At 68.1% G+C, this 26331-nt stretch carries 27 protein-coding genes; 23 read left to right on the top strand and 4 right to left on the bottom strand.

Annotated features, from left to right (window positions below; all coding sequences use genetic code 11):
* The first annotated feature begins 138 nt into the window (after nucleotides 1–138).
* The 9 genes from rpsP (at nucleotide 139) to ACT3UN_RS00560 (ending at nucleotide 8911) form a co-directional block, all read left to right on the top strand.
* The gene (rpsP, locus tag ACT3UN_RS00520) at nucleotides 139–633 is read left to right on the top strand and encodes a 30S ribosomal protein S16 (protein WP_441579528.1); all 495 of its coding nucleotides are present in this window, start codon (nucleotides 139–141) and stop codon (nucleotides 631–633) included.
* Nucleotides 634–1009: 376 nt separating this feature from the next.
* Nucleotides 1010–2353: an NADP-specific glutamate dehydrogenase gene (gene gdhA, locus ACT3UN_RS00525; protein WP_444655741.1), complete on the top strand. Its 1344-nt coding sequence runs from the start codon at nucleotides 1010–1012 to the stop codon at nucleotides 2351–2353.
* 64 nt (nucleotides 2354–2417) lie between these two features.
* A complete protein-coding gene (locus tag ACT3UN_RS00530; RefSeq protein WP_301444166.1) occupies nucleotides 2418–3011 on the top strand; it encodes a ribosome maturation factor RimM in 594 nt (197 codons plus the stop codon).
* Nucleotides 3012–3022: 11 nt separating this feature from the next.
* On the top strand, nucleotides 3023–3889 hold the full coding sequence (trmD, locus tag ACT3UN_RS00535) for a tRNA (guanosine(37)-N1)-methyltransferase TrmD (protein WP_441579530.1): 867 nt from the start codon (nucleotides 3023–3025) through the stop codon (nucleotides 3887–3889).
* A 135-nt stretch (nucleotides 3890–4024) separates the two neighbouring features.
* Nucleotides 4025–4744 carry a hypothetical protein gene (locus ACT3UN_RS00540; RefSeq protein WP_444655743.1) on the top strand — a complete coding sequence of 240 codons (720 nt, stop codon included), beginning with the start codon at nucleotides 4025–4027 and terminating at the stop codon, nucleotides 4742–4744.
* A gap of 24 nt (nucleotides 4745–4768) precedes the next feature.
* On the top strand, nucleotides 4769–5134 hold the full coding sequence (locus tag ACT3UN_RS00545; protein WP_301443800.1) for a hypothetical protein: 366 nt from the start codon (nucleotides 4769–4771) through the stop codon (nucleotides 5132–5134).
* Entirely contained in the window at nucleotides 5131–7584 is a 2454-nt protein-coding gene (locus tag ACT3UN_RS00550; RefSeq protein WP_441579531.1) for a Tex family protein, read from the top strand. Before ACT3UN_RS00545 ends, ACT3UN_RS00550 begins: the two co-directional genes overlap by 4 nt.
* A 156-nt stretch (nucleotides 7585–7740) precedes the next feature.
* The gene (gene rplS, locus ACT3UN_RS00555) at nucleotides 7741–8082 is read left to right on the top strand and encodes a 50S ribosomal protein L19 (RefSeq protein ID WP_301443798.1); all 342 of its coding nucleotides are present in this window, start codon (nucleotides 7741–7743) and stop codon (nucleotides 8080–8082) included.
* A gap of 640 nt (nucleotides 8083–8722) precedes the next feature.
* Nucleotides 8723–8911 carry a hypothetical protein gene (locus ACT3UN_RS00560; RefSeq protein ID WP_444626843.1) on the top strand — a complete coding sequence of 63 codons (189 nt, stop codon included), beginning with the start codon at nucleotides 8723–8725 and terminating at the stop codon, nucleotides 8909–8911.
* Nucleotides 8912–8990: 79 nt separating this feature from the next.
* Here ACT3UN_RS00560 and ACT3UN_RS00565 read toward each other — a convergent pair whose 3' ends face one another.
* Together ACT3UN_RS00565 and ACT3UN_RS00570 are read right to left on the bottom strand one after the other, a co-directional pair.
* Nucleotides 8991–9299 (bottom strand): hypothetical protein, encoded by a 309-nt coding sequence (locus tag ACT3UN_RS00565; RefSeq protein ID WP_301443651.1) that lies wholly within the window; start codon nucleotides 9297–9299, stop codon nucleotides 8991–8993.
* A gap of 18 nt (nucleotides 9300–9317) precedes the next feature.
* Nucleotides 9318–10406, bottom strand: coding sequence for a type I restriction enzyme HsdR N-terminal domain-containing protein (locus tag ACT3UN_RS00570; RefSeq protein WP_444655745.1), 1089 nt, complete (start codon nucleotides 10404–10406; stop codon nucleotides 9318–9320).
* Between the two features lie 317 nt (nucleotides 10407–10723).
* On the opposite strand from ACT3UN_RS00570, the gene ACT3UN_RS00575 reads away from it, so the two are divergent.
* Both ACT3UN_RS00575 and ACT3UN_RS00580 read left to right on the top strand, forming a co-directional pair.
* Nucleotides 10724–12220: an anion permease gene (locus ACT3UN_RS00575; protein ID WP_301443649.1), complete on the top strand. Its 1497-nt coding sequence runs from the start codon at nucleotides 10724–10726 to the stop codon at nucleotides 12218–12220.
* 6 nt (nucleotides 12221–12226) lie between these two features.
* Nucleotides 12227–13216, top strand: coding sequence for a LacI family DNA-binding transcriptional regulator (locus ACT3UN_RS00580; RefSeq protein ID WP_301443648.1), 990 nt, complete (start codon nucleotides 12227–12229; stop codon nucleotides 13214–13216).
* 21 nt (nucleotides 13217–13237) lie between these two features.
* Here the strand turns inward: ACT3UN_RS00580 and ACT3UN_RS00585 are convergent, their stop codons facing one another.
* Entirely contained in the window at nucleotides 13238–13876 is a 639-nt protein-coding gene (locus tag ACT3UN_RS00585; protein ID WP_301443647.1) for a DUF4352 domain-containing protein, read from the bottom strand.
* A 392-nt stretch (nucleotides 13877–14268) separates the two neighbouring features.
* Between ACT3UN_RS00585 and lepB the strand changes: the two genes are divergently transcribed.
* From lepB to ACT3UN_RS00620, 7 genes are all read left to right on the top strand, one after another.
* Nucleotides 14269–15159: a signal peptidase I gene (gene lepB, locus ACT3UN_RS00590; RefSeq protein WP_301444092.1), complete on the top strand. Its 891-nt coding sequence runs from the start codon at nucleotides 14269–14271 to the stop codon at nucleotides 15157–15159.
* A gap of 20 nt (nucleotides 15160–15179) precedes the next feature.
* A complete protein-coding gene (locus ACT3UN_RS00595) occupies nucleotides 15180–15842 on the top strand; it encodes a ribonuclease HII (RefSeq protein ID WP_301444093.1) in 663 nt (220 codons plus the stop codon).
* Nucleotides 15839–16144, top strand: coding sequence for a DUF2469 domain-containing protein (locus ACT3UN_RS00600; RefSeq protein ID WP_038548047.1), 306 nt, complete (start codon nucleotides 15839–15841; stop codon nucleotides 16142–16144). Before ACT3UN_RS00595 ends, ACT3UN_RS00600 begins: the two co-directional genes overlap by 4 nt.
* A gap of 124 nt (nucleotides 16145–16268) precedes the next feature.
* Nucleotides 16269–16703: a YraN family protein gene (locus ACT3UN_RS00605; RefSeq protein WP_301444091.1), complete on the top strand. Its 435-nt coding sequence runs from the start codon at nucleotides 16269–16271 to the stop codon at nucleotides 16701–16703.
* Nucleotides 16697–18349, top strand: a complete 1653-nt coding sequence (locus ACT3UN_RS00610) for a YifB family Mg chelatase-like AAA ATPase (RefSeq protein WP_444655747.1) — start codon at nucleotides 16697–16699, stop codon at nucleotides 18347–18349. Before ACT3UN_RS00605 ends, ACT3UN_RS00610 begins: the two co-directional genes overlap by 7 nt.
* A 65-nt stretch (nucleotides 18350–18414) precedes the next feature.
* Nucleotides 18415–19740: a DNA-processing protein DprA gene (gene dprA / locus ACT3UN_RS00615; protein WP_444655749.1), complete on the top strand. Its 1326-nt coding sequence runs from the start codon at nucleotides 18415–18417 to the stop codon at nucleotides 19738–19740.
* Nucleotides 19741–19751: 11 nt separating this feature from the next.
* Nucleotides 19752–20738, top strand: coding sequence for a tyrosine recombinase XerC (locus ACT3UN_RS00620; protein WP_301443768.1), 987 nt, complete (start codon nucleotides 19752–19754; stop codon nucleotides 20736–20738).
* Nucleotides 20739–20754: 16 nt separating this feature from the next.
* On the opposite strand, the gene ACT3UN_RS00625 is transcribed toward ACT3UN_RS00620, so the two are convergent.
* On the bottom strand, nucleotides 20755–21372 hold the full coding sequence (locus ACT3UN_RS00625) for a M23 family metallopeptidase (protein WP_444655751.1): 618 nt from the start codon (nucleotides 21370–21372) through the stop codon (nucleotides 20755–20757).
* 548 nt (nucleotides 21373–21920) lie between these two features.
* Here ACT3UN_RS00625 and rpsB point away from each other — a divergent pair.
* From rpsB to ACT3UN_RS00650, 5 genes are all read left to right on the top strand, one after another.
* Nucleotides 21921–22775 carry a 30S ribosomal protein S2 gene (gene rpsB / locus ACT3UN_RS00630; RefSeq protein WP_444614763.1) on the top strand — a complete coding sequence of 285 codons (855 nt, stop codon included), beginning with the start codon at nucleotides 21921–21923 and terminating at the stop codon, nucleotides 22773–22775.
* A gap of 69 nt (nucleotides 22776–22844) precedes the next feature.
* Entirely contained in the window at nucleotides 22845–23663 is an 819-nt protein-coding gene (gene tsf, locus ACT3UN_RS00635; RefSeq protein WP_301443537.1) for a translation elongation factor Ts, read from the top strand.
* A gap of 256 nt (nucleotides 23664–23919) precedes the next feature.
* Nucleotides 23920–24615 (top strand): UMP kinase, encoded by a 696-nt coding sequence (gene pyrH / locus ACT3UN_RS00640; RefSeq protein ID WP_301443542.1) that lies wholly within the window; start codon nucleotides 23920–23922, stop codon nucleotides 24613–24615.
* A 181-nt stretch (nucleotides 24616–24796) separates the two neighbouring features.
* A complete protein-coding gene (gene frr / locus ACT3UN_RS00645; RefSeq protein ID WP_301443538.1) occupies nucleotides 24797–25354 on the top strand; it encodes a ribosome recycling factor in 558 nt (185 codons plus the stop codon).
* A 119-nt stretch (nucleotides 25355–25473) separates the two neighbouring features.
* Nucleotides 25474–26328, top strand: a complete 855-nt coding sequence (locus ACT3UN_RS00650) for a phosphatidate cytidylyltransferase (RefSeq protein ID WP_301443543.1) — start codon at nucleotides 25474–25476, stop codon at nucleotides 26326–26328.
* The last annotated feature ends 3 nt before the right edge of the window (nucleotides 26329–26331 follow it).

Raw genomic sequence — 26331 nt, forward strand, 5'->3', positions numbered from 1 at the left:
GGTCGTCCGGTGGTCACGCGCAGGATAAATCCAAGGGTTGAACCGGCCCGTGACCCCAGAGGTCCCCACCGTCGTGGGAGGCGTGGGGGAGCGGGTGACCGTACTGCCCGGTGACCGTCAACAGGAAAGAGGACCACCATGTCCGTCAAGATCAAGCTCCAGCGCCTCGGCAAGATCCGTACCCCGCACTACCGCGTGGTCATCGCCGACGCCCGCACCCCCCGCTCCGGCAAGGTCATCGAGAACATCGGCATCTACGAGCCGAAGGCCGAGCCGTCCGTCATCAAGATCGACTCCGAGCGTGCCCGCCACTGGCTGTCCGTCGGCGCCCAGCCGACCGAGCCGGTCCTCGCCCTGCTGAAGGTCACCGGTGACTGGCAGGCCCACAAGGGTCTCCCGGGCTCCGAGGGCACCCTGAAGCCCCAGCCGGAGAAGACCTCCAAGCTGGACCTCTTCAACGCCGCTCTCGCCGAGGCTGCCGACGCACCCACCGCCGAGGCCATCACCGAGAAGAAGCGCAAGGCCAAGGAAGAGGCCGAGGCCAAGGCTGCCGCCGAGGCTGAGGCTGCAGACAAGGCCGCTGAGAAGGAAGCCGAGAAGGCTGACGACGCCGAGGCCGCCGAGTCCGAGTAGGACTCCCGTCTCCCCGCCGGGCCTCGTAGAGGCCCTCGGCGGGCCAGTCGGACGCCGCCTCCACCGTGCACACGGTGGAGGCGGCGTTTTTTCGTGTCCGGGCGCGGTCCGGGCACCGTTGGTGCGACCTCCGGTCTGTGCGATGGTGCTGCCGGCATCAGCGACAGGGGTGGGTCACGGGGGTGGTCAGGGCGCCCGGGGAGCGTCCGCAGCAGGTTTCTCCAATGTTTCGCCACCATTTCCTGCGCTGGCCGTGGACGAAACAAACCAGGTCAGAATGTGTGTCATGGGTCACTTGTGTGGCGAGGTTGTTAAATCGACTGTGTCCGGCAGGTAAAATATCCCAGGTAAAGAAGATTTCACCGAAGGGAGCACGATGGACGTCGATGCCACAGTCAAGACCTATTACGAGCAGATCCTCCAGCGCAACGCAGGTGAGCCGGAGTTCCACCAGGCGGTCTCCGAGGTTCTCGACAGCCTGACCCACGTTCTGCGTAAGGACCCCCACTACGCGGACATGGGCCTGATCCAGCGGCTGACCGAGCCGGAGCGCCAGATCATCTTCCGGGTCCCGTGGGTCGACGACCAGGGCAACGTCCACGTCAACCGTGGCTTCCGCGTGCAGTTCAACTCCGTGCTCGGGCCGTACAAGGGTGGGCTGCGTTTCCACCCGTCGGTGAACCTGGGCATCATCAAGTTCCTCGGCTTCGAGCAGATCTTCAAGAACTCGCTGACCGGCCTGCCCATCGGCGGCGGCAAGGGCGGCTCCGACTTCGATCCCAAGGGTCGCAGCGACCTGGAGATCATGCGGTTCTGCCAGTCGTTCATGACCGAGCTCGGCCGCCACATCGGCGACAAGATCGACGTGCCCGCCGGCGACATCGGAGTCGGTGGCCGCGAGATCGGCTACCTCTTCGGCCAGTACCGTCGTATGGCCGGCCGCCACGAGTCCGGCACCCTGACCGGCAAGGGCCTGCAGTGGGGTGGTTCGCTGGTGCGTACCGAGGCCACCGGCTACGGCGCGGTGTACTTCACCCAGGAGATGATGGCCGCCCGCGGCGAGCGTCTCCACAACGCCCAGGTCATCGTGTCCGGCTCGGGCAACGTGGCGATCTACGCCATCGAGAAGGCACAGGAGCTCGGCGCCAACGTGGTCGCCTTCTCCGACTCCTCGGGCTACGTCTCCACCCCGGACGGCGTGGACGTCGAGCTGCTCAAGGACATCAAGGAGGTCCGTCGCCTGCGCGTGGCCGACTACGCCAAGGAGGCCAAGGGCGCGTCCTTCCACAAGGGCGGCAACGTCTGGGAGGTCGAGGCGGACGTGGCGCTGCCGTGCGCCACGCAGAACGAGCTGGACGGCGCCTCCGCCGAGCTGCTCGCCGACAACGGCGTGAAGTACGTCGCCGAGGGTGCGAACATGCCCTGCACCCACGATGCGGTGCAGGTCTTCTCCATGCGCAAGATCGACTTCGCCCCGGGCAAGGCCGCCAACGCCGGCGGTGTGGCGACGTCCGCCCTGGAGATGCAGCAGAACGCCTCGCGTGACTCCTGGTCCTTCGACTACACGGACAAGCGTCTGCGCGACATCATGGGCAACATCTTCCGCACCACGGCGAAGACCGCCGAGGAGTACGGCATGGAGGGTGACTACGTGGTGGGCGCGAACATCGCCGGCTTCCGCAAGGTCGCCGACGCGATGGCCGCACAGGGGATCATCTAGTCGATGATCTGGCCGGCACCCGCCGGCACCCGTTAGGCGGGGCAGGTACGGTATCCTGACCTCCATGTCAGGCACTGAACAGCTCCAGATCGGACGGGTCATCAAGCCGCACGGCGTGCGCGGGGAACTCGTGGTCGACGCGACCACGGACGACCCGGGGGGACGCTTCGCCGTCGGCGCCGTCCTCACCGGACGCAACCGCGGGGTGGAGCGCACGCTCACCGTCACCGCGGCGCGTCCGCACCAGGGGCGGCTCCTGGTCACCGTCGCCGAGGTCGCCGACCGCACCGAGGCCGAGACCCTGCGCGGTCTGCGCTTCTTCGGCGATCCGGTGCTCGACGAGGGGGACGACGGCTACTACGACCACCAGCTCGTGGGCCTGCGCGTGCTCGACTGCGGCCAGGTCGACGAGGACACCGCCAACGCCCGCGCCTACGACGGCGTGGAGCCCGAGCCCGTCGACATCGGCGAGGTCAGCGGTGTCGTCCACGGGCCCGCCGGCACACTGCTGGAGGTCGACGTCGACGCCGAGTCGTCCCTGTCGACCGCGGGGTCGACGATCCTGGTGCCCTTCCGGCACGCCATCGTGCCGATCGTGGACCTGGACAACGGGGCGCTGGTGCTGACCCCGCCGGAGGGCCTGCTGGAGCTCGGGTAGGATCAACCCCCATGCGCCTGGACGTCGTCACCATCTTCCCGGAGTACCTCGACCCGCTGCGGCATGCCTTGCTGGGGCGGGCGATCGAGCGTGGGATCCTCGAGGTCGGCGTCCACGACCTGCGCGCCTGGACCCACGACGTGCACAAGGCCGTCGACGACACCCCCTACGGCGGCGGCCCCGGCATGGTCATGAAACCCACGGTGTGGGGCCCGGCGTTGGACGACGTCGCCGCCCTCACCGGCCCCGCCGCCGTCGGTGAGAGCCTGCGCAGCGCGCAGGCCCACGTACCCGGAACGGCGCCGGACGCCGCGGCGTCCGACGACCCCGAAAGCGAGACGGACGCTGCGACGGACGCTGGGGCGTCCGATGACCGTCCCGTGCTGGTGGTGCCCACCCCGGCGGGTGCGCCGTTCACCCAGCAGACCGCCGAGCGCTGGGCGTCCGAGGACCGGCTGGTCTTCGCCTGCGGACGCTACGAGGGCATCGACCAGCGCGTCTTCGACGACGCGGCCAACCGCTACCGCGTCGAGGAGGTGTCCCTCGGCGACTACGTGCTCATCGGCGGCGAGGTCGCCGTGCTGGTGATGGCCGAGGCCGTGGTGCGCCTGATCCCCGGGGTGCTGGGCAACCGGCGCAGTCATGAGGAGGACTCCTTCCAGGACGGCCTGCTGGAGGGGCCGAGCTACACCAAACCGCGGGTGTGGCGGGACCTGGAGGTGCCGGACGTGCTGCTGTCCGGCGACCACGCGAAGGTGGACCGGTGGCGCCGCGACCAGGCGTTGAGCAGGACCGCGGCGGTGCGTCCCGAACTGATCGACGCCCTGGGGCAGGACGGCGGCCTGGACGCCCGCGACCGCAGCGTGTTGGGGGAGTAGTTCTCCCCAGGGGTGGGGTTGTCCACAGCGTCCTGGGCGGATGCGCGGTGGGCGCCGGGCGGGGACGGCGGCGGGGGTTAGTGTTCGCGGCGAGGGCCGGACAACTGCCGGCCATGTGCGAGGGGGAGGAACACCATGCCAGTCACCGAACCGGTGAACAGTCCGTCGGTCGAGGAACTCACCGTCTACCCGTTCAACCGGATGGAACTCCGGATGGCACAGAGCGGGATGCGGGGACGCTCGGCGGCCGAGCGCGCGGCGATCTCGGAGATGGTGCGCACCCGCGGCGCCGCCTACGCCGCGCGGTTCCGGCACGCCACCGAACTGTCGTGGCGGATGCCGGAGATGTACTGGGCGGCGATGGAGGACGGGCGGATGACGCTGGACCACATGGACGCCGTGTGGCGTCGACTCGACCGGCACGCCGGGCTGCGTGCCCACATCGAGGAGCAGGAGGCCGAGCTGCAACGCGAACGTGACCTGCGCGGATGCGAGGATGACGGGGAAGATGCCGACGGTGGGAATCCAGGTGAGGAGGGGTGCGGGGACCCGGTTCCGCCGGTAACGGAGGACAACCCGTGGCGTCGGCGTTATCCGGAGGTCGAGTCGGCCTACTGCCCGTCGGCGGACCGGGCGGTGGAGGTCTCGGTCGCCGACTGGCTCATCGCCAGCCCGCACCGGCTGATCACCTCCTCGGGTTCGGGGTCGTTGATCCCGCGCTCCACGGTGACCATCCACCGGCTGCGGGAGGTCGTCGACGGTGCCGTGGACGACGACCTCAAGGAGCGCGAACTCTATGAGCAGCACCGCGGCCAGCCGCCGCGGGTGGCGACCCAGGAGTTCCCCGCGTTCTGATTGGGGGTGGTTAGGATGGCGGACATGACAGCACACGGCACGTGGACCGACATGAACGTCCTGCTGCGCCCTGAACTGGGGTCTGAGGTCGGCGAGGCGGTGCGCAGCGTCCTCGCCCGGCGTGGCGCGGGCCAGGTGGAGGTGGAGTTGACCGGTATCGAGTCCGCCTGCGAGCCGGACAACATGCTGCTCGCCGAGTACCAGCAACGCTTCGACAGTCCCGCGATCAGCGAGCAGGTTCACCGCCTCACCGTGTCGGCGAACTGGCAGGGGGAGGCTCCGGGGACCGCTGACGTCACCGCCTCGGTGGCCGGTTGTCTGCCGCCGGCACCGGACGGGACGCCCGGACTCTGGTTCGGGCAGACGTCCACGCTACGATCGTCCGAATGAGCGTCCGAAACAACGCAGGAACACACACCTCCACGATCACCGCGACCCTCGCCCGGGAACTCGGGGTCGACGAGTCCCAGGTGGTCGCCACCGTCGGTCTGCTGGACGAGGGCAACACCGTCCCGTTCATCGCCCGCTACCGCAAGGAGGTGACCGGCGGGCTGGACGACACCCAGCTGCGCGACCTGGAGTCCCGGCTGCGCTACCTGCGTGAACTCGAGGAGCGCAAGCAGACCGTGCTCGCCGCCATCGACGAACAGGGCAAGCTGACCGACGAGTTGCGCGACCTGATCGTCGGCTGCGAGACCAAGGCCCGCCTGGAGGACCTGTACCTCCCGTTCAAGTCCACCCGCCGTACCAAGGCCACGATCGCACGCGAGGCCGGCCTCGAGCCGCTCGTCGACTCCCTGCTCGGCGACTGCACCACCGACCCCTCCGAGCTGGCCGCCGGTTTCGTCACCGAGGGCTTCACCGACGCCAAGGCCGTGCTCGCCGGTGCGCGTGCCATCGTGCTCGAGGAGATCTCCACCGACGCCGACCTGGTCGGTGAGGTCCGTGAACGCTACTTCAGCACCGGGACGATGACCGCCGGGGTCGCCGCGGGCAAGGAGAACTCCACCGAGGCGCAGAAGTACCGCGACTACTTCGAGTTCTCCGAGTCCTTCACCAGTCTGCCCAGCCACCGCATCCTGGCACTGCTGCGCGGGGAGTCCGAGGGCGTGCTGCAGCTCAACCTCGACGCCGGCGACGACGAGGTCTACCAGGGCATGATCGCCCTGGCCCGTGGCCTGGAGCCCCGTGGCGACGCCGCGGACGGCTTCCGCGCCGAGTGCGCCCGCTTCGGGTGGCGCACCAAGCTGCAGGTCTCGTCCGGCGTGGACGTGCGCATGCGCCTCAAGGAGCGCGCCGACGAGGCTGCCGTGGACGTGTTCTCCCGCAACCTGCGCGACCTGCTTCTGGCCGCCCCCGCCGGTCAGCGCGCCACCATCGGCCTGGACCCCGGCTACGCCCACGGCGTGAAGTGCGCGGTCATCGACCAGACCGGCAAGGTGCTCGACACCGCGGTGGTCTACCCGCACAAGCCGCAGAACCGGTGGGACGCCGCGGCGTCCTCCCTGGCCACGCTGTGCGCCAAGCACAACGTGGAGCTCATGGCGGTGGGCAACGGCACCGCCTCGCGCGAGACCGAGAAGCTCGCCCGCGAGATCTCGGCCACCGTGGCGGACGCCACCGGGGCGCGTCCGACGCCGGTGATGGTCAGCGAGTCCGGTGCTTCGGTCTACTCCGCCTCCGAGCTCGCCGCCGAGGAGTTCCCCGACATGGACGTCGCGCTGCGCGGCGCGGTCTCGATCGCGCGTCGCCTGCAGGACCCGCTGGCGGAGCTCGTGAAGATCGACCCGAAGTCGATCGGGGTGGGGCAGTACCAGCACGACGTGAACCAGGCGCTGCTGGCGTCCGGCCTGGACTCCGTGGTGGAGGACGCGGTGAACTCGGTGGGCGTGGACGTCAACACCGCCTCCGTGCCGCTGCTGCGCCGCGTGGCCGGGGTCAACGCCACCATCGCCGACAACATCGTGCGCCACCGCGAGGACAACGGTGCCTTCGCCACCCGCCGACAGCTCAAGGACGTCTCACGGCTCGGGCCGAAGGCCTTCGAGCAGTGCGCCGGATTCCTGCGGATTCACGGCGCCACCGACCCGCTGGACGCCTCGGCGGTGCACCCCGAGGCCTACCCGCTGGTGCGACGCATCACCGAGGCCACCGGCGTGGCCGTCACCGACCTGGTCGGCAACACCGCGGTGCTCGGCAAATTCAACCCGCGCGACTTCGCCGACGACACCTTCGGCGTGCCCACGGTCACCGACGTGATCGCCGAGCTCGACAAGCCGGGACGCGACCCGCGCCCGGAGTTCCGCACCGCCTCGCTGGCCGAGGGCATCGAGAAGCTCTCCGACCTGAGCCCCGGCATGGTGCTGGAGGGCACGGTGACCAACGTCGCCGCCTTCGGTGCCTTCGTCGACCTGGGCGTGCACCAGGACGGGCTGGTGCACGTGTCGGCGATGTCGGACAAGTTCGTCTCCGACCCGCACGACGTGGTCAGCTCCGGGCAGGTCGTGAAGGTCAAGGTCATGGAGGTCGACGTCGACCGCCAGCGCATCGGCCTGAGCCTGCGCCTGCAGGACGAGCCGGGTGAGCCGGCCCGACGCGGTGGAGGCAACGGCGGCAACGGCGGTGGACGCGGTGACGGTGGTCGTGGTGACCGTGGCGGGCGCGGCAACGGCGGTGGCCGCGGCAACGGCGGCGGGAAGAAGCCCGGACAGGCGCACAAGGGCGGCCGGGACAACGGCGGCAACGGTGGCCGTGGCGGCAAGGGAGGCGGCAACCAGAAGTCGTCCAACGCCTCGGGCTCCATGGCCGACGCACTCAAGCGGGCCGGGTTTGGCCGCTAGGGCCTGACGCTGGCATAATGGCCGGGTTGCGTGAATCCGCCCCGTGATGCGGGGTGCTCGCGCGTCAAAATTCAATGGTGTGGGCACGAACGCGTACCGCCTCCCGGGGCAGGTCGTGGGTCCTCTGTCCGATCGAAGACAAAGCAAGGAAACAACATGCACTATCTCGACAAGGTCGACGCCGCACAGCTGCGTAGCGACATCCCCGACTTCCGTCCCGGCGACACCGTCGACGTCCACGTCAAGGTCATCGAGGGCGCCAAGAGCCGTGTCCAGGTGTTCCGTGGCGTGGTCATCCGTCGCCAGAACTCCGGCATCCGCGAGACCTTCACGGTCCGCAAGGTTTCCTTCGGCGTCGGCGTGGAGCGTACCTTCCCGGTCCACTCCCCGAACATCGATCACCTCGACATCCTGACCCGCGGTAAGGTTCGTCGTGCGAAGCTGTACTACCTCCGTGACCTGCGCGGCAAGGCCGCCAAGATCAAGGAGAAGCGCTGAGCTTCTAGGCCCTGACCGGCCTGTGACTGGCCCCGGCCTGCACCTCCCCGTCTGCGGGGGAGTGCGGGGCGGGGCTTTTCCCATGTCATGGCCCGGTGCTCGGCGGTGGGTCGGGGGCCGGCCCGGGCGGGACGAGGGGAGGCGGGTACCAAGTTGGACCTGGAAGCGTTGAGTTGGCCCACTCAACACCCCCAGGTCCAACTTGGTACCCCGCCGTGGGTGAAGCCCGCGGGGAGAGGGGCGAAAATCGAGCGTGGGATGTTTGAACCGGCCGATTCAAACATCCCACGCTCGATCTTCGCCCCTCGTTGGTACTCAAGAGCCTCGGGCTCAGAGGTACTGCTCGCATCCCGTGCCGACGAGTTGACCGGAGCGGCAACCTTCCGCCACCTCCGCCTGCATGGTGCCGGGTGCCGGTTCGCCCGGCGGGTAACCGCACTCCGCGTATGAACAGGTGCCACCCTGCCATGCCGGGATGGTGGACGGGTCCGGATCCTCACTCTCCTCCATGAGCCGGTAGAACTCCTCAGGGTCGATGACGCCGTTGGAGGGATTGCAGTCGGCGAAGTCCCATACGTAGGCGTCGGTCCCGGGGCAGCGGGTGCCTTGCCCGGGAGGAGCCCAGATCCCCTGAGGTTGCGTGAACTCCTCTGCCTCGGCGACGGGTGTCTCCGCCTGTGGTTCTACGAGGGCGGGGACTTCTGGGGTCGCCGGCGTGCTGGTGTCCTGCGAGGTGCTGGTGGCACTCGTCGATGAGGACGAGGTGGACGTGGCAGAGGTGAAGGCGGCCGAGGCGGTGGCTGACGTTGAGTCGGCGGGAGACGCCTGATTCCCGTCCCCACAGCCAGCAAGGGCGAGGGGCCCGAGCATCAGTACCCCGAGAAGGCTCTGCCTGGTCCGCGTCCGCATCAGCGTGCTCCGCATCGTCGTAGCTGGGTGCCGATGCGGGACAGGATGATTCCGGTAAAACCGCCGGTAGCGAAGATGGCTGCGACGATTCCGATGGCCAGGTCTTGGGACGTTCGCGCATCGGCGACCGCAATCACCGCGATGAGGCCAGCGACCACGAATATGATGGCGGAGACAACGCCCCACAACTGGAAGGCGTCGAAGGGCGCCCTGTAGCTGGGAGGGGCGGTGGCCGCCGACTTGTTCTGCAGAACGGCCTTCTGCGGCAGAGACGGGCGATTCGTGGGGTTCCAGGGTTGGTCAGGCACTCTGTCGTCTCCTTCCGGTCAGCTGGCGATCAGCGATCGGACCCGGGCACGGAGGTGATCTGCATGCTCGTAGATTCCGTCGATGGAGTTCAGGTCGTGCGGGGTCTCTGCCTTGTTCTCGTCGAACAGGACGATCCGGGGGACCTTCCTGTCAAAGAGGAGGCGGGCGATGGGCTTACGGTTGTTGTCCTGGAAGAGGATCGCGTAGTAGGACTTGGCGTCGCGCATGGTGATGTCGGTGGCCGAGACATCGGAGCAGCAGATGGCGCGGATGATGCTGTGGGCGTGGCGTTCTTCTTCGGTGGTGACGATGCCGTCCTCCGAGACGGGTTCAGGTTCCGGCTGGTCTTCCGGTCCTTCCACGGGCACGGCGACCGCTGAACGGGGATCCTCGAAGTCCTGGGCGGATCGTAGCCGTCGGTTGGTTTCATCGCGAAGGTACTGGCCCGCGGCCGTCGCCGCGAGACGGGTGAAGAGATCCAGGTTCGCTGCGGTCATGCGGCGCGAGGTGACTCGGGCGGCGAGAATCTTCACCCAGTCCGTCGACGGTTCCCTGAGTTCTGCGGCGATGGTCTTGCGCAGTTCGGAGACGTACTTGAGTTCCTCGGCGCTTGCGGCGATCGTCTCAGAGTCGAACTGGGTCTTGGTGCACATCTCGAGGTGGGGGAAGATTCTCGCGTCGACCGACGAGAGGTCGAGGGTCATGAACGGTTTCTCGTCCATGCGGTTCACCGCGTCGAGCTGGGCGTAGAACTGGTAGACCTCACCGTTGGTGAGGATGGCGAACTCGGTGTCGGTGACGTTGAAGTACCGGACGAGCTGTGTGGCATGGCTGAGGTCGAGTGGCTCACCGATCTTCTTGCATTCGATGAGGAACCGGAAGTCGTCGCCTGACTTGATCGCGAAGTCGACCTTCTCGCCCTTCTTCTTGCCGATGTCGGCGGTGTACTCCGGGATGACCTCGCGGGGGTCGGTGACGTCGTATCCGAGGACATTGCTGATGAAGGGGATGATGAACGCGGTCTTCGTCGACTCTTCGGTCTCGATGATGGGCTTGAGCTCGCGGACCTTTGTCGCGAGTGCGCTGATCGCCTGGTCGATGGCCATGGTTGACTCTCTTCTTCGTGAGTGGATGCGTGGGGTGGTGGAGAGTCCCTCCCTGAGCGTGGAGACTTGAGAAGATAGTACACAGATAAAAAGAAGATTGAGCGAGTATTGGACTGAGTTCCCCTCCGCGCTCACCCCCGGGGTAATGCAGGTCACTATACGAAGAGCAACGTCTAAAAATCACACGCCCATGTCTTGCCCGCGCAGGGACCGGATGGATACGATTCCATTAACGCGTTGGAATCGAATCCACACACCGGTGGACAACGAGGACAGCGGGACCATCCGAACCGCATCGCACAAAGGATTTCTGCGACATGTCAACCACGACAGCAGCAGCAACACAGGAACACCCACGGGTCGACGCCCCGCCGGCGTCCCACTGGAAGTCGATCCTCATCGGCTTCGGGATCCCGATCCTGATCACGGCCATCTTCTGGTTCAGCCCCCACCCGGCTGAGCTCACCGACGAGGCCTGGCGCATGTTCGGCCTCTTCGTCGCCACGATCGTCTGCATCATCATGGCGCCGATGCCGATGGGTGCCGTCACCCTCATCGGCATGGTCGCCGCCGTCCTGCTCGGATTGGTGCCCCTGGCGCCGAACAGCGACGACCCGTCCGCGCCCTTCGCCCTGGTGGGCTTCAGCAACGCCACGATCTGGCTGATCGTCATGGCGTTCCTGCTGTCGCGCGGGTTCATCAAGACCGGGTTCGGACGTCGTATCGCCCTGTTCTTCGTCTCGAAGTTCGGCGGGCGCATGCTCGGTGTCGGCTACGGCCTCAGCCTCGCCGACCTGGTGATGTCCCCGGCCATCCCGTCTGCCACGGCCCGTGGCGGCGGAATCATGGCCCCGATCATGACCTCGGTGGCCAAGACCTACGACTCCGAGCCCGGCCCCACGGCCCGGCGTGCAGGTTCCTTCCTGTCCCTGGTCTCCTCGAACGCGAACTCGATCACCTGCGCCATGTTCCTCACGGCCATGGCCGGTAACCCCCTGATCGCCTCGCTCGCGGCACAGCAGGGCGTGGAGATCTCCTGGGCGACCTGGGCGCTCGGCGCGATCGTCCCGGGCATCACGGCCCTGATCGTGATCCCGCTGGTGATCTACGTGGTCTACCCGCCGGAGCTGAAGAAGACCCCGAAGGTCAAGGAGATGGCGCGCAACGAGCTCGACGCCCTCGGCCCGATGTCCTACGGCGAGAAGGTGCTGGCCGGTACGTTCCTCGTCCTGCTGCTGCTGTGGACGGTCGGCGACCTGGTGCTCGGCATCTCCGCTACGACCACTGCCTTCCTCGGCGTGATCATCCTCATGATCTTCCAGGTTCTGACCTGGGAGGACATCATCCGCGAGAAGGCCGCGTGGGACACGATGACCTGGTTCGCCGTGCTCTACATGATGGCGACGACCCTGTCGGCCTACGGCTTCATCGACTGGATCTCCGACCTCATCGCCGGTTCCCTCGGCTCGATGGGCTGGCTGCCGGCCCTGGTCCTGCTCATCGTGATCTACTTCTTCGCCCACTACTTCTTCGCCTCGGCGACGGCGCACATCTCCGCGATGTACATCGCCTTCCTGGGGGCGGCGCTGTCCCTCGGCGCCCCGCCGCTGCTGGCCGCGCTGATCCTGGGCTACTGCTCGAACCTGTTCCAGTCGCTGACGCACTACGCGGGCGGAGCCTCCCCGACGTTCTTCGGCACGAAGTACAACACGGTCGCCCAGTGGTGGCGTGTCGGCCTGATCGCCGGTGTGGTCTCCCTGGCCATCTGGATCGTGGTCGGTGGCGCCTGGATGAACCTCGTCGGGATCTGGTGATCTGTCATGACGTCGCAGACACCACGTCCGTCCCTGAAGGCCGTCGCCGAGCGCGCCGGCGTGGGTTACGGCACCGCCTCGCGCAGCCTGTCGGGTGAGGGGTCGGTCGCCCCGGAGACCCGCCAGCGGGTGCAGGCCGCCGCAGAAGAGCTGGGCTACGTGCCCAACATGCTGGGGCGCGCGTTGCGCCGCCAGCGCACCACCTTCGTCGGCCTCGTTCTTCCTGACCTGGGCAACGAGTACTACACCGAGGCACTGGACACCATCCACGACGCCCTTGCGGACGCCGGCTACCAGATGATCACCGTCGCCGACGCCACCGCCGCCGGGCAGGACGCCCTGGTGACGTCCCTGGAACAGCAGCAGGTCGCGGGCATCATCCAGGTTCCCGTGGTCGGTGCGTCCGCCACGACGGACCTGCCGTTGGTGCAGTTCAACCGGTCCGGGCTGGGCGAGGGGGTGCCGTGCGTGCTCTGTGACGACGAGGACGGTTTCCGGCGCCTCGCCGAGCTCGTCGTGGCCCGCGGCTACCGCGACATCGCGGTGCTGTTCGGCGACCCGGCGATGTCGACGACACGGGCACGCGCCGCCGGGGTACTGCAGGCGGTGGACGGCACGGACGCGCGCGTGCGCTACTTCTCCGGTGCCTACACCGCCGAGTCGGGACGTCTCATGATGCAGGACCTCCTCGACCGGGCGGACGGCAACCCGCCGCCGGACGCGATGATCGTGGCGTCCCCCCGGCTGATGGCCGGCGTCGCCCAGGTGCTGGGGGAGCGCGGGCTCAGCATCCCCGGTGACGTCGCCGTCGCTGCCTTCGACGACCCGGAGTGGTACCGGCTGCTCGGTGCCGGGATCACCACCTTCGATGCGCCGCAGCGTGAGATGGGACGCATCGCGGTGTCGATGCTCCTGGAGATGATCGAGTCGGGCGAGATGCCGGCCGACCCGGTGCAGGTGGTCACCGGCACGGTGGTCGAGCGGGGCTCGCTGTAGCTCAGGGCCCCGGTATCTCGTCTAGAGGGTGGTGGTCCACTCCGCCTCGGCGGAGTTCATGAAGGACATGGCCTCCTCGAAGTTCAGGCGGTAGTCGCCGGGCTCGCCGGTCCCGTCGAAGCAGACGACGCCGGCGTAGCTGCCGCCGGGGCCGACCTCGACCGAGTCGTAGTCCGCCTCGGTGGAGAAGGTCTGGCTCTGGGTCACACCGTTGGGGTCGGTCAGCTTCCAGTCCATCGCCCCGTTCAGGCTCACCGAGTCATCGCCGGTGACCTGGAAGTTGACGTCGACGCACAGGTACTGGCTGCCCAGGGCATCGGTGGTCGCGCGCAGGTTGCTGGCGGTGATGTCCGCCTTGTCGGTGCTGACGGTGTCGCCGACCTGGGCGGGGCCGGCCTCCCCGTCAGCGTCCCCGCTGTCGTCGGTGCCCTCGTCGTTACCCTCGCCGTTGCCCTGGGCGTCCTGGCTCGTGGACGAGTCGTTGGAGTCGCTGGAGGCGTCGTCGTCGCCTCCGCTGAGCGCATTGGCCAGCACGATGACCACCACGATGATCACCAGGATGATGAACCACGCCCGCTTGTAGAAGGGCTTCTTCTCGGGGGTCGGCTGCTGGAAGGGCTGCTGTTGGGGGTGCTGGGCGTACTGGTTCTGGTCGGTCATAATGCTTGGTCCTCTCGAGAAGGTGACTCACCCGTGTGTGGGCGAGGTCGTCAATGCGCCGGTCTCGCGATCCGGCCGTCGGTCACGGTCGGGGATGACCCCGGTCCGATATTAAGAATATGTGATGTCTCTACTTATCTTGGAACGATGGGTAAACACAGTTAAGTAAAGTGCCTACAGTTCGGGATACTTCAGCATCCCGTGCGGGGGATGTGGTGGGGCTGACCTCGTCGCCGACGTTCGTGGGGCGATTCTCGGCGCGGTGCGGCTCCGCCGAACCCGATACGCCCGGGGGTAGTTGGGGAGGGGGAGGCGGCGCGTAGCGCTCGACCCGGAGGCCGGCCCGATCGGTGGGGAGGGGTTGGGCACTGTAACTGGTAACGTCTGTTGCCGTGACTGATCCGAACACCCCTGACGACGCCGACGGACTCGAGACCCCGGACGCCGCACGGCCCCCGGAGTCCGACGACACCTGGGGGAACCGTCCGGACGAACGGGACGAGCAGGACGAGCAGGAGCGTCCCCTCACGGAGCGCGAGAAGGTCGCGGCACGCCGTGAGGAGTCCGAGCGGAAGAAGAAGCGGACCTATCCCTGGTGGGTGGAGTTCCCGATCATCCTCGTCGTCGCCCTGGTGCTGCTGGCGCTGTTCAACTCCTTCGTGGGGCGTCCGTACCTGATCCCCTCGGAGTCGATGGAGCCCACGCTGCACGGTTGTGAGGACTGCGTGGGCGACCGCATATTCGTCAACAAGTTGTCCTACAGTTTCGGCGGTGAGCCGACGCCGGGCGACGTGGTGGTGTTCAACGGGCCGGAGTCCTGGAACGACCAGTACGTCTCCCAGCGCTCCGACAACAGCGTGGTCAGTGGCGTGCAGACCGCGCTGTCGTACATCGGCATCCTCGCCCCGGACGAGAACGCCCTGGTCAAGCGTGTCATCGCCACCGGTGGCCAGACGGTGCAGTGCCAGGCCGGCGACCCCGGCGTGATGGTCGACGGCAAGAAGGTCGACGACTCCTACACCCGCTCGCCGATGACCTACAAGGTTGACCCGATGACCGGGTCGGACGCCTGCCAGGGTGCCTACTTCGGCCCGGTGACCGTGCCCGAGGGCAACCTGTGGGTGATGGGCGACAACCGGACGAACTCCGGTGACTCCCGATTCCACATCGGCGACGAACTCCAGGGCACCGTGCCGGTCGACGACGTCGTCGGCAAGGTCACGGCGAAGATCTGGCCCCTGGACCGCATCGGCGGCGTCGACGCGCCGGACATCCAGCAGTAACCGTGTCCGCGGTACGAACCATGCCGGACGGCCGGACGTTGGAGTGGGCCGTGCACAAGGCCGGCCTGGGGCCGGTCGCCGGCGTGGACGAGGCAGGACGCGGCGCGTGCTGCGGGCCGGTCACCGTCGCCGCCTGCGTCCTGCCGCCGGGGCCCCTCCCGGAACTGGAGGGGCTGACCGACTCCAAGAAGCTGACGGCGAAGAAACGCGACCTCTACTTCGACATCGTGCGCGAGGTCGCCGAGGACTGGGCGGTTGTGCATGTCCCGGCGTCCTACGTGGACACCTGGGGCATCCAGCACGCGAACCTGGGTGGGATGCGTCGGGCGGTGGCGTGTCTGGAGGTGCGCCCCGGCTACATCCTCACCGACGCGATGAAGGTCAACGGCTTCCCGCGGCCGCACCTGCCGGTGGTCAAGGGGGACCTGATCGCCCGGTGCATCTCGGCGGCGAGTGTGCTGGCGAAGGTCTCGCGCGACCGGCTGATGGTCGAGATGGACGCCGAGTTCCCCGGCTACGGGCTGGCCGGCCACAAGGGTTACGGCACCGCGTCTCACATGGCCTCGGTGAGTCTGCTCGGCGGGACCCCCGAGCACCGTTACACTTATTCGAATGTGGCCGCCGCACATCGGCGGTGGCAGGCAGGACCGCCGATCGACAAGGGAGATGACCAGCAACCGTGAGCGCCGAGGAGCTTGAGGACTACGAGGCCAACGTGGAGCTGTCCATGTACCGCGAGTACCGGGACGTGGTCAGCCAGTTCAGCTACGTGGTGGAGACCGAACGACGTTTCTACCTGGCCAACGCCGTGGAGTTGTTGCCGCGCAACGCCAACGGTGAGGTCTACTACGAGGTACGGATGTCGGACGCCTGGGTGTGGGACATGTACCGCCCCGCCCGTTTCGTGCGCTACGTGCGGGTGATCACGTACAAGGACGTGAACATCGAGGAGCTCGACAAGCCTGACCTGCGCATGCCCGACTAGTTCTGCTGGCAGTCTGGGGCGGGGAGGACGTGTCCTCCACAGGGGTCGGGTTGTCCACAGGTTCCTGCGACGATGCCCCGTGCGGGCCCGGCGCGGTCTGTGCGGCCTGCCAGAGTGCTGGGGTATGTCGGACGAGACGAAGCCACAGAGACAAGGCAAGCAGCAGGGCGGGCCCGCAGGTCGCAGCGGCCGGGCGGGACGCAACCTGCGCGAGGTCGGTGCGGCGGGGGAGGACGTTGCCGCCGCCTACTTCCTGGAGCGCGGCTACCGGCTGCTGGGACGCAACTTCTTCACCGCCCGTGGGGAGGTGGACATCATCCTCGCGGGCCCGGATTCGGGTGACGGCTCGGAGATCGTCTTCGTCGAGGTCAAGTGGCGTCTGGACGGACGCTACGGCACCGGTGCCGAGGCGGTGACCCCGGCCAAGCTCACCGCGATGCGCCACGCCGGGGCGGAGTGGCTGCGTCGTCATCCCGAGCACCGTGCCCGGCATGTGCGCTTCGACGTGCTGGACATCACCGCCGGCGAGATCACCCACTACGAGGGCGTGGGATGGTGATCACGTTCAGCGACCGCTCACCGGTGCGCGTGGGCCAGGCGCAGGGCATCGCCCTCAACGGTGTCACCGGAACCCCGGTGACCGTGGAGTGTGACATCAGCCGCGGGCTGCCGGGGATGAGCATCGTGGGCCTGGGCGACACTGCGGTGGTCCAGGCGCGTGACCGGGTGCGTTCGGCGATGATCAACAGTGGCCTGGACTGGCCGAAGAGCCGGGTGGTGATGAGCCTGTCCCCGGCCTCGGTGCCTAAACGCGGGGCGGGTTTCGACCTGCCGATGGTGTTGGCGATCCTGGATGCCCAGGGCGCGGTGCCGTCACAGGAGCTGCGCTCCACGGTGGTGGTGGGTGAGCTGGGGCTGGACGGTTCGGTCCGTCCGGTGGACGGGGTGCTGCCGATGCTCGTCGCCGCCGAGGGGGCGGGTTTCCGCCGCGCGGCGGTACCGGTCGGCAACGCCGCCGAGGCCGCCCGCGCTGCCCAGGCCACCGGCCTGGACGTGGTCGGTCTGGCCCACCTGGGTGAGCTGCTGCCGTGGATACGCGGCGGGCCCGCCCACGACCTGGCGTCCTGCCTCTCGGACAACGCCGGCGGACCGGTGGTTCCCGGTGCCGGTCAGGGTTCGGAGGCGGCGGGCGGGGCCGACCTGGCCGACGTGTGCGGGCAGGACGAGGCCCGACGGGGATTGGAGATCGCCGCGGCGGGCGGCCACCACCTGTGGCTCGCCGGGCCGCCGGGGACGGGAAAGTCGATGCTGGCCGAGCGGCTGCCCGGCATCCTGCCTCCGCTGGCTCTGTCCGAGCAGCTGGAGACCGCCGCGGTGCATTCGGTCGCCGGGGCCCGTCAGCGCCTCGAGCAGGTGTGGCTCGGGCAGCGTCCTTTCGTGGCCCCGCACCATTCGGTGACGCGTGCGGCGTTGGCCGGTGGTGGTGCCGGGCGGATCCGTCCCGGGGCGGTGAGCATCGCACACAACGGGGTGCTGTTCATCGACGAGGCGCCGGAGGTGTCCGCCGGGACGCTGGAGTTGCTGCGCACCCCGATGGAGACCGGGCACATCGACATCGTGCGTCACCACGGTACGGTGCGTTTCCCGTCGCGTTTCCAGCTGGTGCTGGCGTCGAACCCGTGCCCGTGCGGGGCGGCCGAGCCGGTGGACTGCCGGTGCCGCGGTGGTGTGCGTGACCGCTACCTGCAACGTCTGTCGGGGCCGTTGCTGGACCGGGTGGACCTGGCGGTGCGGACCCGCGCCGGGCAGGGGGAGTCGCTGATCGGCTCAGGCGCGGGAACAGCGGGCACTCAGCTCCCGGAGTCCAGCGCGCAGGTGCGCGAGCGGGTGGTCGAGGCGCGCGACCGGGCGGTGCACCGTTGGCGGACGTGGCGGTCGAATGCCGCCGCACCGGGTCCGGCGTTGCGGCGTCACCACTCCGCGGACGACGCGGGCATGGTGATGCTGCAGGAGAAGCTGCGTACCGGCGTGGTCTCCCAGCGTGGGGTGGACCGTACGTTGCGGGTGGCCTGGACGATGACGGACCTGGCCGGTGGTGGCCGGCCCGGGATGGGCGAGGTCATGGACGCGCTCGAGCTGTTCACCGGTTGCGTGGACATCGCCGGGGACGGCGGCAGCGGGGGCGGGAACTGGAGCAAGGGATGAGCGGTGGGACTGAGATGACGGAAACGACGGGCATGAGGGACATGACGGGAACGAGGGGGACTGGCATGAGCGGAGCAGGACGTACGGGGAGTACGGCCGAGGACCACGGCAGCGTACGGATGCGGGCGTGGATGTACCTGCGGCGGGTGGTGGAGGCCTCCCAGATGGAACTGCTGGAACTGTTGTGGCCGGACGGCGTCGACGACGGCGCGGCGGCCAGCGTCGACACCGGTGCGCCGGCGGACGTGGAGCGGGCGGCCGGCATGATCCGGCGTCGTGACTCGGCGTTGCCGGAGGCGCTGCTGCAGAGCACCCGGCGCAGGGCGGACGTGGACGAGTCGCTCGACCTGTCCTTCGCCCGTGAGCAGGGCTGGCGGCTGATCACCCCGGACTCACCAGAGTGGCCCGCGGAACGTTTCGCCAGCTCATTCATGAACATCGGCCCAGACACCGTCGTCGACGGTATCCGTGGGCAGGCGACCCAGCCCTTCGCGCTGTGGGCCACCGGCACCGCCCGGCTGGACGAGGCGGTGGAGCGCAGCGTGGCGATGGTGGGGACGCGGTCGTCGACGGCCTACGGCAACCGCACCACCCACGCCATGGCCAGTGAACTGGCCAACGCCGGGTACACGGTGGTCTCCGGTGGGGCGTTGGGGATCGACACCGCCGCGCACTCCGGGGCGCTCAGTGCCGCAGGACGGACCGTGGTCGTCACCGCGACCGGCCCCGGCGAGGTGTACCCACGCACGAACGAGGGACTGTTCCACGCGGCGACCCGACGAGGCCTCGTGGTCTCTGAGTACCCGCCGCACCAGCGTGCCGCCCGCCACCGCTTCCTCACCCGCAACCGGCTGGTCGCCGCGATGTCGCAGGGCACCGTCCTGTTGGCCGCCGGCTACCGTTCCGGGGCGGTGAACACGGCGAACTGGGCGGACAGCATGTACCGGCCGGTGATGGTGCTGCCCGGCCCGGTGGACTCCGCCGACTACATCGGCTGCCACAAGCGCATCCGCGACGGCGCGGGCATCCTGATCACCCGGGCGGCGGACGTGCGCGAGGTGGTGGAACCGGTGGGCAGCGTGGACACCGAACTGCAGCTCGCCCTCGAGTTCGGGGCCAGCCCGGTCCAGCGGCTCAGTGCGGAGCAGCTGCGGGTGTACGACTCCTGCGGGGTCGCCTCCGACGGCCTCGGCGACACCGAGCACATCAGCGCCGAGACGTCGATGCTGATGGCGGCGGTGGTGCGCACCATCACCGAGCTGGAGAGGATGAGCCTCGTGGTGCGTTCAGGCAACCGGTGGATCAAGACGGTCGACGAGAGCCCTGTGAAGAAGAACGCGGTGCAGGAGAACAAGGTGGACGAGACTCACCATGGGAGCGCGCCGGGCTAGGATCGTGAACCATGAGCAGTGACGGTCACATCCACGGTGTCGGCGGGACCCCGGGCCCCGTGGAGGAGGCCATCGGGGGGTACCTGGAGTACCTGGAGCTGGTGAAGGGGCGTTCGCCGAACACGGTGCGTGCCTACGGCCGGGACCTCTACTCGGCGTGCGAGGGGCTCGGGAGCGTCGAGGAGTTCACCCTGGAACGTGGCCGCGACGTCCTGGACTGGGCTTTGGAGGCCGGGGCTTCGCGGGCGACGGTGGCCCGGCTTGTCTCCGCCATGCGTGGTTTCGGCGGGTGGCTCAGCCACACCGGCCGGCTGCCCGGGAACCCGGTCTCGGCCCTGCAGGCCCCGCCGCCGCAACGCCATCTGCCGCGGGTGCTGTCCAACGACCAGGCCGGCACACTGCTCGAACGGGCCCAGCGACTGGCACAGGGACAGATTCAAGACGGCACGCAGGACGCCCCCGACGCGCACGCCCACGCCCTGAGGGTGCGTGACTGGGCGATGCTCGAACTTCTCTACGCCAGCGGCATCCGCGTCGCCGAGCTCTGCGGGGCCGACCTCGCCGACCTCGGCGACCGTGATCTGCGTGTCACCGGCAAGGGAGCTAAGACCCGTGTGGTGCCCTTCGGCACCGCGGCACGCACGGCGTTGGACGCCTGGCTGGAGGTGCGCGGGGACCTCGCCGCCCGACGTGGGCCGAAGCGTCCGGCGACCTCGGCGCTGTTCCTCGGCAGCCGTGGTGGACGCATCGACCAGCGTCGTGTGCGCGAGGTCGTCCACGCCGCGGCCGAGGCCGCCGGCACGCCCGGGGTCACCCCGCACGGACTGCGCCACTCCAGCGCCACCGCAGTGCTCGAGGGAGGCGCGGACCTGAGGGTCGTCCAGGAGTTTCTCGGACACGCCTCGATGCAGACCACGCAGATCTACACCCACGTCGGCACCGAGCGGCTGCGTCAGGTGTACCGGCAGGCACATCCACGCTCCGGCTACAACGACTGAGTCGGCCGGGCCGGGGTCAGGACCACAGCCGGACGTGGACCACACCCAGCAGGCTCATCGGGTCGATGTAGCGCACGGCGGAACCTCCGTCAGGCGCCTCCACCCGCGCGCCCCAGGACAGTCCCTCCCCGCGTCGGGCGGTGGAGGGCAGGGACGCGGCGTCCGCCAGCACCCCGATGCGTTGGCCGGCGTGCACGGTGTCGCCGGTGGAGACCGAGGCGATGACCGGCTCGTAGGTGGTGCGCAGTCCGTCCCCGTGGTCCACGGAGACCAGCGGGGTCCCGGCGACGACGCCGGCGAAGTGCACGGTCCCCGCGCTACTCGCCGACACCACGTCCCCCGGGGCGGCCGCCAGGTCCACCCCGCGGTGACCCGGCAACCAGTTCTGCTCCGGGATGTCGGCGCCACGCAGCACGGCCCCGGGCACCGGACGCCGGTGCGTCCCCACGCGGTCGGCATCGCCCGTGCCTGCAACGCCCGCAGCGCCCGCAGCGTCCTGCACGTACTGCAGCCCCTGCACCTGTGCCTGTCCCTGCCCCCGTGGCTGGGCGGCACTCACGCCCGTGGCCAGCACCGCCGCGATGAGAGTGGCTGCGATCGTCCGGTACGGCCCCCGCCGTGATGTCCCCGTCATGGGCGCTGATGTTACCGGTGGGAGAGGTGTGAAAAGCCGGGTCGAACCGGAAATGTGGACAACTCCGGTACCGCGGGTGACCGGCGGCGGAGCCGGTGCACAGGGCGGGCACGTGGAGTTGTGGGAAGCTCAGGTTCAGGGTAGATTCATCAACTGCAGTATGCCCGCCAGTCTGGTGCGGCGCTCAGCTGGTGGTCTTCCACCGGTTGCCGAATGCGGTCCCCGCGACGGCCACAGTCACACGCGATCTGTGGTGGGAGCGGCGGGAGCGGTCCGATCAGCACCTGGTCGGGTGGGTGTGCTGACATCGCGTAGGTATCGCGTGATCCGAACATTGTGGCCCGTCCGCCAACGGTCCCCGCTGACTCAAGCGGGGTTATCTGGGCGGGGACAACCCGGGGATGCCTGCCAGGACGACCGGTGAATCGACGGAGAAACCCCGTCGGCAAGTCGGCCGTACAAGAACCGTCAACCTGAACTTTTGAAAGCGAGGAAGGGGAGCGGCAGTCAGGGAAAAGTCCCTGACCAGCGAACTCCCCTGAAATATCATGGCTGTTGTCACCATGCGCGAACTGCTGGACGCCGGCGTCCACTTCGGTCACCAGACCCGTCGTTGGAACCCGAAGATGAAGCGTTTCATCTTCACCGACCGTAACGGCATCTACATCATCGACCTGCAGCAGACTCTGACCTTCATCGACGAGGCCTACGAGTTCGTCAAGGAGACCGTTGCCCACGGCGGCAACGTCCTCTACGTCGGCACCAAGAAGCAGGCCCAGGAGGCCATCGCCTCCGAGGCCGAGCGCGTCGGCATGCCCTACGTCAACCACCGTTGGCTCGGCGGCATGCTCACGAACTTCCAGACCGTCGCCAAGCGTCTGCACCGTCTCAAGGAGCTCCAGGCAATGGAGGCTGCCGAGGACGGCTACAAGGGCCGCACCAAGAAGGAGGTGCTGATGCTGACCCGCGAGCGGAACAAGCTCGAGCGCGTCCTGGGCGGCATCTCCGACATGTCCAAGATCCCCTCCGCACTGTGGATCGTGGACACCAACAAGGAGCACATCGCCGTCTCCGAGGCGAAGAAGCTCAACATCCCGGTCGTCGCCATCCTCGACACCAACTGTGACCCGGACGACGTCAACTTCCCGATCCCGGGCAACGACGACGCCATCCGCGCCACCACGGTGCTGACCTCCGTGATCTCCTCCGCCGTCGAGGCAGGACGCACGGCCCGCGCCGAGCGCCAGGCCGCCGCCGCCAAGGAGTCCGCAGGCGACGCCGAGAAGGCCCCCGCCGAGAAGGCTGAGAAGACCGAGAAGACCGAACAGTCCGAGGCTCCGGAGGCCGCAGAGGCTCCCGAGGCCGCTGCCGCGGAGACCCCCGCAGCCGAGTCTGCAGAGTAGTTCTCACCGGAGAAATTCTCTCTACGTCTGTACTTTTCACTTCCACCATCTGAAGGAGGATCGCCTCACATGGCGAACTACACCGCTGCTGAAGTCAAGAAGCTCCGCGAGCTCACCGGCTCCGGCATGATGGCCTGCAAGAAGGCCCTCGAGGAGTCCGAAGGCAACTTCGACAAGGCAGTCGAGATCCTGCGCATCAAGGGCGCCAAGGACGTGGGCAAGCGCGCCGAGCGCACCGCGGCCGAGGGCCTGATCGCAGTGTCCGGCAACACCATGGTCGAGATCAACTCCGAGACCGACTTCGTCGCGAAGAACTCCGAGTTCATCGAGATCTCCAACCGCATCGCCGAGGCCGCTGCCGCAGCCAAGGCGAACAGCCCGGAGACCCTGGCCGAGGTCGACGTCGACGGCAAGTCCGCCGACACCGTGATCAAGGAGCTCTCCGCCAAGATCGGCGAGAAGCTCGAGCTGCGTCGCGCCGTCACCATCGAGGGCGACAAGGTCGCCGTCTACCTGCACCACCGTTCGTCCGACCTGCCCCCGGCAGTCGGCGTGCTCGTCGCCTACACCGGTGACGACGAGGGTGCGGCCAAGGCCGCCGCCATGCAGGTCGCCGCGCTGAAGGCCACCTACCTCTCCAGCGACGACGTCCCGGAGGAGACCGTCGCCAAGGAGCGCGAGATCGCCGAGGCGACCGCACGCGAGGAAGGCAAGCCGGAGAAGGCCCTGCCGAACATCATCGAGGGTCGCCTCAAGGGCTACTTCAAGGATGCCTGCCTGCTGGACCAGCCGTCCGTCACCGAGTCCAAGAAGACCGTCAAGCAGGTCATGGACGAGGCCGGCGTCACGCTGACCGGTTTCGTGCGCTTCGAGGTCGGCCAGGGCTAGTACCCCCGGTCACCCGCTTGCGCAGCGCGAGCTGCCGCAGGACTGCAGCACCACCTGAACCCGCCGCCCCCGGCTCTGCCCGGGGACGGCGGGTTCGGTGCTGTCGGTGCTGTGGGGGACCGGCCGGCACGCTAGGATGATCAATCGGACACACACGCACCAACACCCCCAAGGAGATCCCACGGTGGCCGAGAGCACTGCAAGCACAGCGAACCCCGCAAGCGACACGAACACCCCGTCCGGTTACAAGAGGGTCATGCTGAAGCTCGGCGGTGAGATGTTCGGCGGCGGCAAGGTCGGCATCGACCCCGACGTCGTGGAGAACGTGGCACGCCAGATCGCCGAGGTCGCCGCCACGGGCGCCGAGGTCGCCGTGGTCATCGGCGGCGGGAACTTCTTCCGAGGCGCCGAGCTGCAGCAGCGCGGCCTGGACCGCGCCCGCTCGGACTACATGGGCATGCTCGGCACCGTGATGAACTGCCTGGCGCTGCAGGACTTCCTGGAGCAGCAGGGCATCGACTCGCGTGTGCAGACCGCCATCAACATGGCGCAGGTCTCCGAGCCCTACCTCCCGCTGCGCGCCGACCGGCACCTGGAGAAGGGCCGCGTGGTCATCTTCGGTGCGGGCATGGGCATGCCCTACTTCTCCACCGACACCACCGCCGCACAGCGTGCCCTGGAGATCGGCTGCGAGGTGCTGCTGATGGCCAAGGGCGTCGACGGCGTCTACAGCGACGACCCGCGCACCAACCCGGAGGCCGAGCTCTTCGACGAGATCACCCACCGTGAGGTCATCGAGCGTGGCCTCAAGGTCGCCGACGCCACCGCCTTCAGCCTCTGCATGGACAACAACATGCCGATGCTCGTGTTCAACCTCCTGACGGACGGCAACATCGCACGCGCCGTGGCGGGGGAGCAGATCGGCACCCTGGTCGCCACCCCGGCGTCCTGAACGGGCCGTACCTGAACGGTCGTACCTTCACGGCCGTACCCGAAAACCCGCCACCGGCGGGGAGGCGCAGGACGCCCCCGTCGGTGAACTTCCGGGAAACTCCGTGCCGGTGACTGGTAGATTCGTCACTGGAACGGCAAGACCTGCCCGCAACTGATTTATCTGCGACAAGAGGACAGCAATGATTGACGACACCCTGCTCGAGTCCGAGGACTACATGAGCCGCTCGGTGGAGCACGTCCGCGAGGACCTGATGACCATCCGGACCGGCCGCGCGAACCCCGCGATGTTCAACGGCGTGTTCGGCGAGTACTACGGTGTTCGCACCCCGATCACCCAGATGGCCACCATCAGCGTGCCGGAACCGCGCATGCTGATCATCAAGCCGTACGAGCAGTCGGCCATGCAGGAGATCGAGAACGCGATCCGCAACTCGGACCTGGGCGTCAACCCCACCAACGACGGGCACGTCCTGCGTGTCACCGTCCCGCAGCTGACCGAGGAGCGTCGTCAGCAGCTGGTGAAGGTCGCCAAGTCCAAGGGGGAGGACGCCAAGATCGCGATCCGTAACATCCGCCGTAAGGGCATGGACGCGTTGGCGAAGATCCAGAAGGACGGCGACGCCGGCGAGGACGAGGTCAAGGCCGCGGAGAAGGAGCTGGACAAGGTCACGCACCAGTACACCGGCCAGGTCGATGCGGTCGTTGAGTCCAAGGAGAAGGAGTTGATGGAGGTCTAGTGACTGCTGGACAACCATCAGGGACAGGCGACGCCGTGAACACCGGGAACCCTGCGAACGCAGGCAGCGCAGATAGCGCAGATAGGGCAGGTAAGAGCACTGGACGCGACGGCTACCGCCTGCCGCAGCCGAAGAACTCCGCCGGACGCAACCTCCCGGTCGCCATCACCAGCGCGCTGGTCCTCGGCCTGCTGGTCGTCGCCGGCCTCGCGATCCCTTACGTGTGGTACCCCCTGGTCGCCGCGGCGATGGGGCTGGCGACCTACGAAGTGCACTCGCGCCTCAAGGAGAACGGGTACTCGCTGAACCTGCCGGTGCTGCTCATCGGCGGGCAGGCGATGATCTGGTTGTCGTGGCCCTACGGGACCACGGGGCTGGTCTCCGCGTTCGCGTTGACGGCCGTCGCGGCCGTGGTCGCCCGCCTGTTCCACAACGGCAGGACGTCGCCTCCGACGAACTGGTTGCGCGACATCGGCATCTCACTGTTCGTGCTGGTGTGGATCCCGATGTGCGGTGCCTTCGCCGGCATGCTCTCGCAGCTGACCTACCGTGACGTGCCGTGGTGGAGCCTGGTGCTCACCTTCATGCTGTGCGTCATCGCCTCGGACGTCGGCGGTTACGCCTCCGGCGTGTTCTTCGGCAGCCACCCCATGGTGCCGGCGATCAGCCCGAAGAAGTCCTGGGAGGGTTTCATCGGCTCGGTGGTGTTCGCCGCCGTCATCGGCATGCTGTCGGTGCTGTTCCTGCTCGACCTGCGTGAGCCGATGCACTACGTGCTCGGCATATCGCTGGGCGCCGGGCTGGCGGTGTGCGCCACCGTCGGCGACCTGGTCGAGTCGCAGTTCAAGCGCGACCTGAAGATCAAGGACATGTCGGCGATGATCCCCGGCCACGGCGGCATCATGGACCGATTGGACGGCATGCTGCCGGCGGCGATGCTCACGTGGATCGTGATGACCGCCGTCGCGGGCTGACCC

This window comes from Corynebacterium sp. AOP12-C2-36 (genome assembly GCF_052379185.1).
Lineage (GTDB): Bacteria > Actinomycetota > Actinomycetes > Mycobacteriales > Mycobacteriaceae > Corynebacterium.

What these genes read in the sequence shown, in the direction of transcription:
- rpsP (WP_441579528.1), top strand. Translation starts at nt 139, where the DNA reads ATGTCCGTCAAGATCAAGCTCCAGCGCCTCGGCAAGATCCGTACCCCG.
- gdhA (WP_444655741.1), top strand. Translation starts at nt 1,010, where the DNA reads ATGGACGTCGATGCCACAGTCAAGACCTATTACGAGCAGATCCTCCAG.
- ACT3UN_RS00530 (WP_301444166.1), top strand. Translation starts at nt 2,418, where the DNA reads ATGTCAGGCACTGAACAGCTCCAGATCGGACGGGTCATCAAGCCGCAC.
- trmD (WP_441579530.1), top strand. Translation starts at nt 3,023, where the DNA reads ATGCGCCTGGACGTCGTCACCATCTTCCCGGAGTACCTCGACCCGCTG.
- ACT3UN_RS00540 (WP_444655743.1), top strand. Translation starts at nt 4,025, where the DNA reads ATGCCAGTCACCGAACCGGTGAACAGTCCGTCGGTCGAGGAACTCACC.
- ACT3UN_RS00545 (WP_301443800.1), top strand. Translation starts at nt 4,769, where the DNA reads ATGACAGCACACGGCACGTGGACCGACATGAACGTCCTGCTGCGCCCT.
- ACT3UN_RS00550 (WP_441579531.1), top strand. Translation starts at nt 5,131, where the DNA reads ATGAGCGTCCGAAACAACGCAGGAACACACACCTCCACGATCACCGCG.
- rplS (WP_301443798.1), top strand. Translation starts at nt 7,741, where the DNA reads ATGCACTATCTCGACAAGGTCGACGCCGCACAGCTGCGTAGCGACATC.
- ACT3UN_RS00570 (WP_444655745.1), bottom strand. Translation starts at nt 10,406, where the DNA reads ATGGCCATCGACCAGGCGATCAGCGCACTCGCGACAAAGGTCCGCGAG.
- ACT3UN_RS00575 (WP_301443649.1), top strand. Translation starts at nt 10,724, where the DNA reads ATGTCAACCACGACAGCAGCAGCAACACAGGAACACCCACGGGTCGAC.
- ACT3UN_RS00580 (WP_301443648.1), top strand. Translation starts at nt 12,227, where the DNA reads ATGACGTCGCAGACACCACGTCCGTCCCTGAAGGCCGTCGCCGAGCGC.
- ACT3UN_RS00585 (WP_301443647.1), bottom strand. Translation starts at nt 13,876, where the DNA reads ATGACCGACCAGAACCAGTACGCCCAGCACCCCCAACAGCAGCCCTTC.
- ACT3UN_RS00595 (WP_301444093.1), top strand. Translation starts at nt 15,180, where the DNA reads ATGCCGGACGGCCGGACGTTGGAGTGGGCCGTGCACAAGGCCGGCCTG.
- ACT3UN_RS00605 (WP_301444091.1), top strand. Translation starts at nt 16,269, where the DNA reads ATGTCGGACGAGACGAAGCCACAGAGACAAGGCAAGCAGCAGGGCGGG.
- ACT3UN_RS00610 (WP_444655747.1), top strand. Translation starts at nt 16,697, where the DNA reads ATGGTGATCACGTTCAGCGACCGCTCACCGGTGCGCGTGGGCCAGGCG.
- dprA (WP_444655749.1), top strand. Translation starts at nt 18,415, where the DNA reads ATGAGCGGAGCAGGACGTACGGGGAGTACGGCCGAGGACCACGGCAGC.
- ACT3UN_RS00620 (WP_301443768.1), top strand. Translation starts at nt 19,752, where the DNA reads ATGAGCAGTGACGGTCACATCCACGGTGTCGGCGGGACCCCGGGCCCC.
- ACT3UN_RS00625 (WP_444655751.1), bottom strand. Translation starts at nt 21,372, where the DNA reads ATGACGGGGACATCACGGCGGGGGCCGTACCGGACGATCGCAGCCACT.
- rpsB (WP_444614763.1), top strand. Translation starts at nt 21,921, where the DNA reads ATGGCTGTTGTCACCATGCGCGAACTGCTGGACGCCGGCGTCCACTTC.
- tsf (WP_301443537.1), top strand. Translation starts at nt 22,845, where the DNA reads ATGGCGAACTACACCGCTGCTGAAGTCAAGAAGCTCCGCGAGCTCACC.
- pyrH (WP_301443542.1), top strand. Translation starts at nt 23,920, where the DNA reads ATGCTGAAGCTCGGCGGTGAGATGTTCGGCGGCGGCAAGGTCGGCATC.
- frr (WP_301443538.1), top strand. Translation starts at nt 24,797, where the DNA reads ATGATTGACGACACCCTGCTCGAGTCCGAGGACTACATGAGCCGCTCG.